The organism is Arcobacter arenosus (genome assembly GCF_005771535.1).
Lineage (GTDB): Bacteria > Campylobacterota > Campylobacteria > Campylobacterales > Arcobacteraceae > Halarcobacter > Halarcobacter arenosus.
Window position 1 is genome coordinate 206,256 of the sequence record NZ_VANU01000003.1, and the last position, 9,455, is coordinate 215,710.

Below are 9,455 nucleotides of genomic sequence, written 5' to 3' on the forward strand. Positions count from 1 at the left end.
GAAGAAAAAGGAAATTCCTTTTTCTTCTTAAATATTAAAGGTCTGGGTCAATTGATACATCTTCATCTATTAAGATTTTAATATTAGAAGCTCCATCTGTCCCTTGGTAAACATTAAATACTTCACCATTTATTTCCTCTTTACCTTGAGAAGTCCAGTTAGAATCTCCACCTTCAAGAGTTACCTTATCATCACTATCACCGAAGATTTTTAGTTCTTTGTCATCATCAATAACTAAATCATCTACATTTATTTCTAAATTATTTGTATGTGAATTAGTCATATCAACGGCATCAGTATTTGCTGATAAAACTCCTGATAAATCAATAGTATCGGCATCTATTAAATCAATAACATTCTCAGTTTGTGTCGGTGTAAGATCAACTTCAATTGTTACATCTACCGTAGTACTATCTCCATCTTCGTCAGAAGCTGTTACACTAAATAGTTTTGAGGTATCATTAGTAAACTCTGAAGATTTAGCAGTATATGTATAATCTCCTGATGTAAAATCAAATCTTAGTGTACCATCGCCATCTAATTCTACTCCAGAAGAAGGGAAGTTTGCACTTGTATATGTATTTCCATCAACTTCAATACTATCAATTGAAATTTCACCATTTCCTTCTGAAATATTTTCTAAGACATTTCCATTAACAGAGGCTGTAACTGTTCCTGCTAGTACATTTCCAAGTGTTGAATCATCAGTTACCATAAGAACTTCATCTCCATCTTGAACTTGAACAATTTTAAGTGGTCCCTCTGTTGCTCCTGAACCTACGCCAATTACATTTAATTTATCAATATTATTTGATACATAATTAGACCATTCAACTATTGTATGATCAGAATCTTCATCAATTCTCCAACTATCGTTATTTGGATTACCATCAGATAAGAAATATGCAATAGTTGAATCAGCATCATGCCCATTAAAATCAACATCCATAGTTTTTTCTAAACCTAGATAGTAATTTGTAGCATGTTCAGATAAATCATGACTAACTAAATGTGCAAATGTATTGTTTGAGCCAGAATATACTAAATCATCATGATTGTTCATTGATAAATCATTTAAAAATGCAATAGCTTGAGAAGTACTCATCCATCCAAAATTTGCAGAACAAGAGTTAAATAGTGTTAAGTTAACTTCAGTTTCACCATTTGCTGCATAGGCTTGAATTGTTGAGATAACTGATGCTTTCGCAATTTCAAATCTTGTAGTCCAATTATTATTACTATCTTTTACCCCATCATTCATCGAACCAGAAACATCTAAAGTGAATAATAGATTCGTAGTAGCATCGCCAAATACTAAGCTATTAGTTTCATTATAACTCACTGGTAAACTATCAGGAACAATCAACTTAAACTCACTACTTATTTGTGTTTCAAGTGGACAATTATCTGGATCTGCAGGGGTAAATTCTCCATTTAAGCTCTCTTCCGATTTAGCAGTAATTGTTAAAACATACTCGTCAGGAGTAATTCCATCTGGTACTGAAACTTTAATAGCATCCATATCCCATGATTTTACATCTACGTAATCAAGTGCTGCAGTTGCAGTAAAGGTATGTGCTCCATCAGAAATAGTAAACCCTTCAGGTAAATTATCAACAATTATACTTTTAAAGCTTTCTGAGCCATCTAAATCAACTAATTGTGATGATATTGCAAAATATGCATCATTTCCACTTTCAATAGTTAATTCTGTCTGACTAGATACCAATTCAGTAAATGTCACATCATGAATTAAAAAGTCATCACCCTCTTGTTTAGCTGAAATTCTAATCTCATCAAAACTTCCACCATTTGGTAATGAGAAAGTATATGGACCATCAACAGTATCAGTTTGTGATGCATCATAATGTTCTTGAGAACCTATTTTTACACCATCTTTATAGAATTCTACAATTGCAATTTCACCATCACCATCACCATTATCATAGTTATGTTTCCATGCATAACTAACATCTACACTAGTTAATGCATTTTCAAATTCAATAGCAATAACCTCAGACCCTTCTCCTGGGTGATAGCTTATCTCTGTTTCGTTACCTGGATTTTCACCACTTGGAGTAGTTGATTGAACACCAAAACCATCATGACTTGTACCTGTTACAATTGAAATTGGTGCTTCATCTAATTTTCCATCTCCATCATTATCATAATGGTAATATGCTTTAACTATATATCCACCACTTGTGTCATTTACATTAGTTAAATCAATTGTTGTAGTATTTTCAGTACTTCCTAAAACACTTAATGTTGGAGCATCTGCTACAGGTGAAACGTCAATAGTCATAACTGAAGATGTAGAAGTCCATGTTGCAGTATTATCTGTAGAGATACTAAAGTTAAACTGTGCATAATCATTTTGTTGGTCACCAGTTCCTGCATCATGATATTCATCCCTTCCTGATTGATGTAAATCAGGTAAAAATGTAAGTTTTCCATTATCTATATCAGCTGAACTAATCTCAAGTGGTGTAGATATTGCTACTCCATTTAATAATATAGTCCCAAGTACTGGTAAAGAATCTATTCTTACAGTAGTTGCATTACTATCAAAATCATCTAACGTAAATGTATAGCTTATATCTTCACAAGTTATTACATTTGTATCAATTGGTGTATTAATTGTAATATTTAAATTTGCAGTTGCACTATCTCCATCTCCATCAGTAACAGTATAAGGAATAGTTAATGTCTCAATTCCAGAATCTTTATCAAGCTGTGAAATTGTATATCCTGGTGTTGCTGTATCTAATCCTGTAGCTGTAAGTTTAATAATTGTTTCACCTAAACTATTTTTACCAATTAAAGTTGTAAAATCATCAGATACTCCATCATTTGCATAACTCCAAGTAATTGTTCCAACTGAACCACTTACAATTATCTCATCAAAACTATCAGATAAGTTTTCATCTCCCCAATTAAAAGCTTCTTTATCACCATCAAGTTTAATTCCAGTTCCATCAGCTGCTCCATCTGCTCCAAAACTAAAGTCAAATGTTCCTGATGCACTTATTACAGTTCCTTGTAAAGTAGATGATAAATCTGCTGGATTATCAACTTCAATTACATTTGATGAAATTAATGATAAATATGTTGTACTTACATTTGTCCCTATCCCTACTGAATATACACCTGCAATATTATTTGATGAATCATTTACAAATGTATTCCAACTATTTAATGTAGGTGAATCTACATATGGTGTACCATCATGATCTTCAAATCCATCTGTTGTATTTCCATTTGTATAGTCTGTTGTATTATAAGTTGTAGAGTCATTCATTTCTACAGTTGGATAACCATCTGATAAGAAATACACATATGTATCTCCTCCATTTGGTGAAACTGAATAACTACTTACTGTTTCTTGTAATGCATCTTCATAATTTGTCCAACCACCATCACTTAATTTAGTTAAGTATGTAGCAACTTCAGAAGCACTCATCCAAATACCATTTCCAAATGCAGTTGTACTAAATGTATTGATTTGAACTAAAACATCTCTTCCTTGTGATTCATATTCTGAAATTAAATCTTCTATTGAATCTTTTGCGATTTCTAATCTAGTTTGTGATGTTCCTGATACATCATTACCCATACTTCCTGAGATATCTAATGTAAATACTAAATTAACAGGTTTTGTGTCTACTTCTACTATTTTTAAAACATCATTAGCAGATGCAATATCATCAGCTATTTCAATATTAATTGTATCTGTTGCAACATCTCCATCAGAATCAGTAATTGCTACTTCAAAATCTAATGTTTGTAATAAATCTTCTGATGACATATTAGGATGGTCTACACTATCTAATAATTCAAATTTATAACTGTATGAACCATTATTTTCAATGATTTCTATTGTAAACACATCTGAATCTACTGTGCTACCTGTTATTTTTGTACCATTATCTGTTACAGAAAGAGAAATTGCTTTTCCTTCTGATGTTAATGAAGTAGTAGAACCATCTTGTGCTGTAAATTTAACTGAACCTGCTCCATCATTTCCAAAGTCAACTGTAATTGCTTCTTCAACAACTTTTACATCTGGGTCATAATTATCATCATCAGATGTTCCCAATAAAGCATCTTCATCCACTAAACCATCAATAACTGAAATTGTTGGCTTAGTATCTTCAGGAATATTTATTTTTATGCTCTCTAAAACATAATCACCATCACCATCTGTTACTTTAAAATCAATATCTAAGATATTTGTACTTGAATTTTCAATTTCGAAGTTTTGGTATTTGTAGAATTCCCATTTTCCTGTTGAAGGTGTTAATTGTACTTGGAATACTAAATCTCCATTACTATCTTTTGCAATAATTGAATTATTTGTATTTTCAAATGTTACTGCATTTCCATCAACAGTGATAGTTTCTGTAATTCCAGTTAGAACTACTGAACCTGCACCATCAGCTCCATATGCATAATCAATTGTACCTTCAGCATAAGAATCTGGAGTAGCAGTAGAGCTTCCTAAGAACTCGATTCCTGAAACTGCGAAATCACTATTATCTCCATGAGAATAACTCTCACCATTATCTAATGCTCTAATAACTATTGTATCAAATCCACCATCAACTACTTGGAAATCTTTTGCATAATCTCCACTTGTTGCATCAGAAGTAAATCTTTGAGTTGAAACTAACACACCATCTCTATAAAATAATGCTTCACCAACTTCTTCTTCTCCTCCATACATGAATGAGAAGCTGATTTTTGCTCCATAAGAAATCTTTCCATCTTCTAATTCAATAGTTAATTCCTCTGAACCAGTTTCACCACTTGATGTTTTTCTAAAATCAACTTCGCTTGCTATATTATGGTATGGAGAGCTATCACTTGCAACTCCTAAACCACCTGAATTTTGATTTACATCTGTATCAGTCAATGTTAAATCATTACTTGAAGTGAATCCTTGTGCAGTAGCTGTTACGGCACCATTTGCAAATGTATAACTTTGATTATTTCCACCACTTCCAGTGAAACTTACATCACCAGTAAAGATTTCAGGAATTCCGACATCTGTAGTATTAACTACTGATGTTACAGTTACCTCTGGCATATCATCTTCAACAACAACATTTAATATTCCTGTATCTGATGCTCCTTTAACATCCTCTACATATACCCCAACATCAAATCCTACTACATCTTCAACTGAATTTGTTGGGTGATCTATTTGATTTGATTGTGTTACTGTATAATCTCCAGCGCTATCTACTTCTATTTTGATAACCTCTTGCCAGTCTGGATTTGCTACTGTTCCATTATTGATTTTACCAATTAATGTATCTGTATCTTCACCACTCCATACTACTGTTTTACCTTCTGATGTTAAAGCTGTTGTTGGTGCTGTTAATTTTACTGTTAAGGCATCACCATCTGGATCTGATGCTACACTTCCTGTTGTAACAACTTTATTTGTTGTATCATCTCCTGGGTTTTCACCTGTTGTATCTTTTAATCCATCAACTAAACCTTCATCTGATACTCTTGCACTTGCATCTGTTACTACTGGTGGAGTATTATCTGTTTTACCTTCTATTGTAATTGTTAATGTTGTTGTGCTTGTATCCCCATCACTATCTGTAATTGTATATGTGAACTCTTCTGTTAATGTTTGTCCATCATCTAATGCTAATACTCTTGAATCTGCATTATCTAAGTCATATGTATATGAACCATCTGCATTTAGTGTAATTGTTCCATACTCACCATCAAATGAAGTTCCTACATTTCCTGATACAGGGTTTGTTGTATCATTACCTTTTGCAACTCCTGTTACATATGTTGGTGCATCATCACTATCTGCTCCAATATCATCTGCCACATCACCATTTTGTCCATTTCCATAAACATTACCACTTAAAGTATCTGTTTTCTCATTCATAGATCTTACATCTGCATTTGCTACTGGTACATCATCAACAATTGTTACTGTTAATGTTCCTGTTGCTTCATCTCCATCTGGATCTACAATTTTTAATGAAATATCATCTTTTATCTCATTATTATTTGTTGGATGATCTAAGTTGTCTTTTAATGTATATTCATAGCTAACTAATCCTGTGTTCTCATCAAACCCTGTAATAACTAGTGTTCCTTCTACAGTATCAATTGGCGAAGAATTCGTATTATTTGTATCTAATAATTCTGCTTTTGTAAATGTTGTTCCACCAATTTCAACTTGTGCAATTCCATCTGGAGAGGTAATTTTAAATACTCCTGTATCAATCTCACTATCATCAGTTGAATCATCTAAACCTTTCTCATAAACAATTGATTCTGGATCATTTAAATCTGGATTTGGATTAATTGTTGGTTTATCATCAATTCCAATATTTAAATTAGCACTTACACTATCTCCATCTCCATCTGTTACAGTAAATGGCATTACTAAATCATCAATTCCACTATCTTTATCTAATTGTGTTATTTCATATTTTGGATTAGTTGTAATATCTTTCGCTTCTACTTTAATTACTACATCACCATTGATTTTTCCAATAATTGTTTGTTCATCTGACGATACAGTCCAATCTACACTTACATCATTTCCATCTACATCTTTTGCAGTTGGAGTATTCCATGTAAATGCCAATTTATCACCATCAAGTTTAATTCCAGTTCCATCAGCTGCTCCATCTGCTCCAAAACTAAAGTCAAATGTTCCTGATGCACTTATTACAGTTCCTTGTAAAGTAGATGATAAATCTGCTGGATTATCAACTTCAATTACATTTGATGAAATTAATGATAAATATGTTGTACTTACATTTGTCCCTATCCCTACTGAATATACACCTGCAATATTATTTGATGAATCATTTACAAATGTATTCCAACTATTTAATGTAGGTGAATCTACATATGGTGTACCATCATGATCTTCAAATCCATCTGTTGTATTTCCATTTGTATAGTCTGTTGTATTATAAGTTGTAGAGTCATTCATTTCTACAGTTGGATAACCATCTGATAAGAAATACACATATGTATCTCCTCCATTTGGTGAAACTGAATAACTACTTACTGTTTCTTGTAATGCATCTTCATAATTTGTCCAACCACCATCACTTAATTTAGTTAAGTATGTAGCAACTTCAGAAGCACTCATCCAAATACCATTTCCAAATGCAGTTGTACTAAATGTATTGATTTGAACTAAAACATCTCTTCCTTGTGATTCATATTCTGAAATTAAATCTTCTATTGAATCTTTTGCGATTTCTAATCTAGTTTGTGATGTTCCTGATACATCATTACCCATACTTCCTGAGATATCTAATGTAAATACTAAATTAACAGGTTTTGTGTCTACTTCTACTATTTTTAAAACATCATTAGCAGATGCAATATCATCAGCTATTTCAATATTAATTGTATCTGTCGCTCTACTTCCATTCCCATCTATTATCTCTACTTCTAAAGATAAATTAGACAATAAATCTTCTACATTCATTTGTGGATGGTCAACATTCTCATGTAATGTAAATGTATACTCACTATTTGCTGGGTCTAATGAAATAGTAAATATTGGTGTCCCATTCTCATCTATTCCTGTAATTGTTTGATTATTATTAGAATACTCTAATGTTATATCAAGACCTTCTGCTGTTAATGATGTTGTTTGATTCCCTGTAAATTGAATGCTTCCTGCTCCATCATCTCCAAAGTCATATGTCAATGCTTTTGTTTCTGTATACACATTATTATAGCCATCTGTATCAGTTGTATTAATTGATGGCAATGCATCTTCATCTACAAGTGCATCTTCAACCGTAATAGTTGGAATATCATCTACTGGAATAATTACAGCAATATCTAAGTTAGCTGTTACACTATCTCCATCTCCATCTGTTATTGTATATGGTACTTTTAAGCTTTCTATACCACTTTCTTTATCTAACTGTGTTACTACATATTTTGGAGAATTTGTATAAATATCTGTTGCTTCTATTTTTACAACTACTTCTCCATTACTATTTGTACCTGTGATTAATGTTCCATTAGCTGAAACTACCCAAGTGATATTTGTAATATCATTACCATTTGAATCTTTTACTATTGGTGTTTCCCATGTAAATGCTAATTTATCACCATCTTGTTTACTTCCTATTCCATCTGCAGCTCCATCTGCTCCAAATGAGAAATCTAAACTTCCTGTCTCATAAACAACTGTCCCTTGTAAAGTTGAAACTAAATCCGCTGGATTATCAACAATTGTTACATCACTTGAAATTTGTGTTAAATAAGTTTCATTTACATTTGTTCCTATTCCTACTGCGAATACTTCTTCTATATTATTTGCTGGATTTGATACAAAGGCATTCCATGCGTCTAATCTTGCTTCATCTATATATCCTGTATCTGCAGTTGTTCCATCTACACCATCTTGATGATTCCCATCTGTTACATCACCTACTGTTGAAGTTGAATCATCCATCTCTACTGTTGGGTATCCATCTGAAATAAAATATGCATATGTTGTCCCTGTTGGAACTATTGAACTTTCATATGCTGTTTGAGTAACGGCTAATGCATCTTCATAATTTGTCCATCCATTATCATTTAATGTATTTAAAAAGGCTGACAATTCACTCGCTGTCATCCATTTCCCATTTTCTGCTGAATCTGCACTTGTACTAAATGTATTTACTTGTATCAATACATCTCTTCCTTGTGCTTGATAATCTGCTACTACTTGTTCCATAGCTTCTATTGCTATCTCTAATCTTGTTTGTGATGTCCCTGCTACATCATTACCCATACTCCCTGATACATCTAATGTAAATACTAAATTTACTGCCTCTGGATGTAAATCTATTGTTCTCTCTGTATCATTAGCTTCTGGTGTATCGTCATCAATATTAATATTTAAACTTCCAGAAACTTTATCCCCATCTGCATCCTTTACATCATATGTAATGGCAAAGTTTACATTGTTTTCTGTATCATCTCCTGCCAAACCATCTAAGGTTGGGTGAGATATTGGAGCCTTTTGAGTAACAGAGTAATCACCTGTTGCAGAATCAACTGTTATTGTAGCAACTAAAATAGGATTTGCTCCACCTTGATCTTGATAAACTGATAATAAAGTTCCATCAGCATTAGGAGTTGCTGTTAATCCATATGAATTGCTATTAATACCTGTAAGTTCAACACTTCCTGCTCCATCTGTTCCAAAATCAAAATTTAATGTACCTATTGTATTTGAAGAGTCTATATCATCATCAACTCCTCCAGCATTTCCATTTGGCATAGTATCATCATCTAATTTCACTAAATCATTTACACTTGTTGATGGTCCATCATCTTTTATATTAAATACACCTACATCTACACTTGTATCACTTGATGCTAATGCTACTGTTGCTGTATCTGTATCTCCATCTGCATCTGTTACTGTTTGTGTTAAGTTTATTGAT

Annotated in this window: 1 protein-coding gene; it reads right to left on the reverse strand. The window is 32.6% G+C overall.

The genetic code is table 11. The features are described from left to right. Window positions 1-34: 34 nt before the first annotated feature. The coding region (locus tag FDK22_RS08235) for a DUF5801 repeats-in-toxin domain-containing protein (RefSeq protein ID WP_138152444.1) at window positions 35-9,455 on the reverse strand (9,421 nt) is incomplete at its 5' end.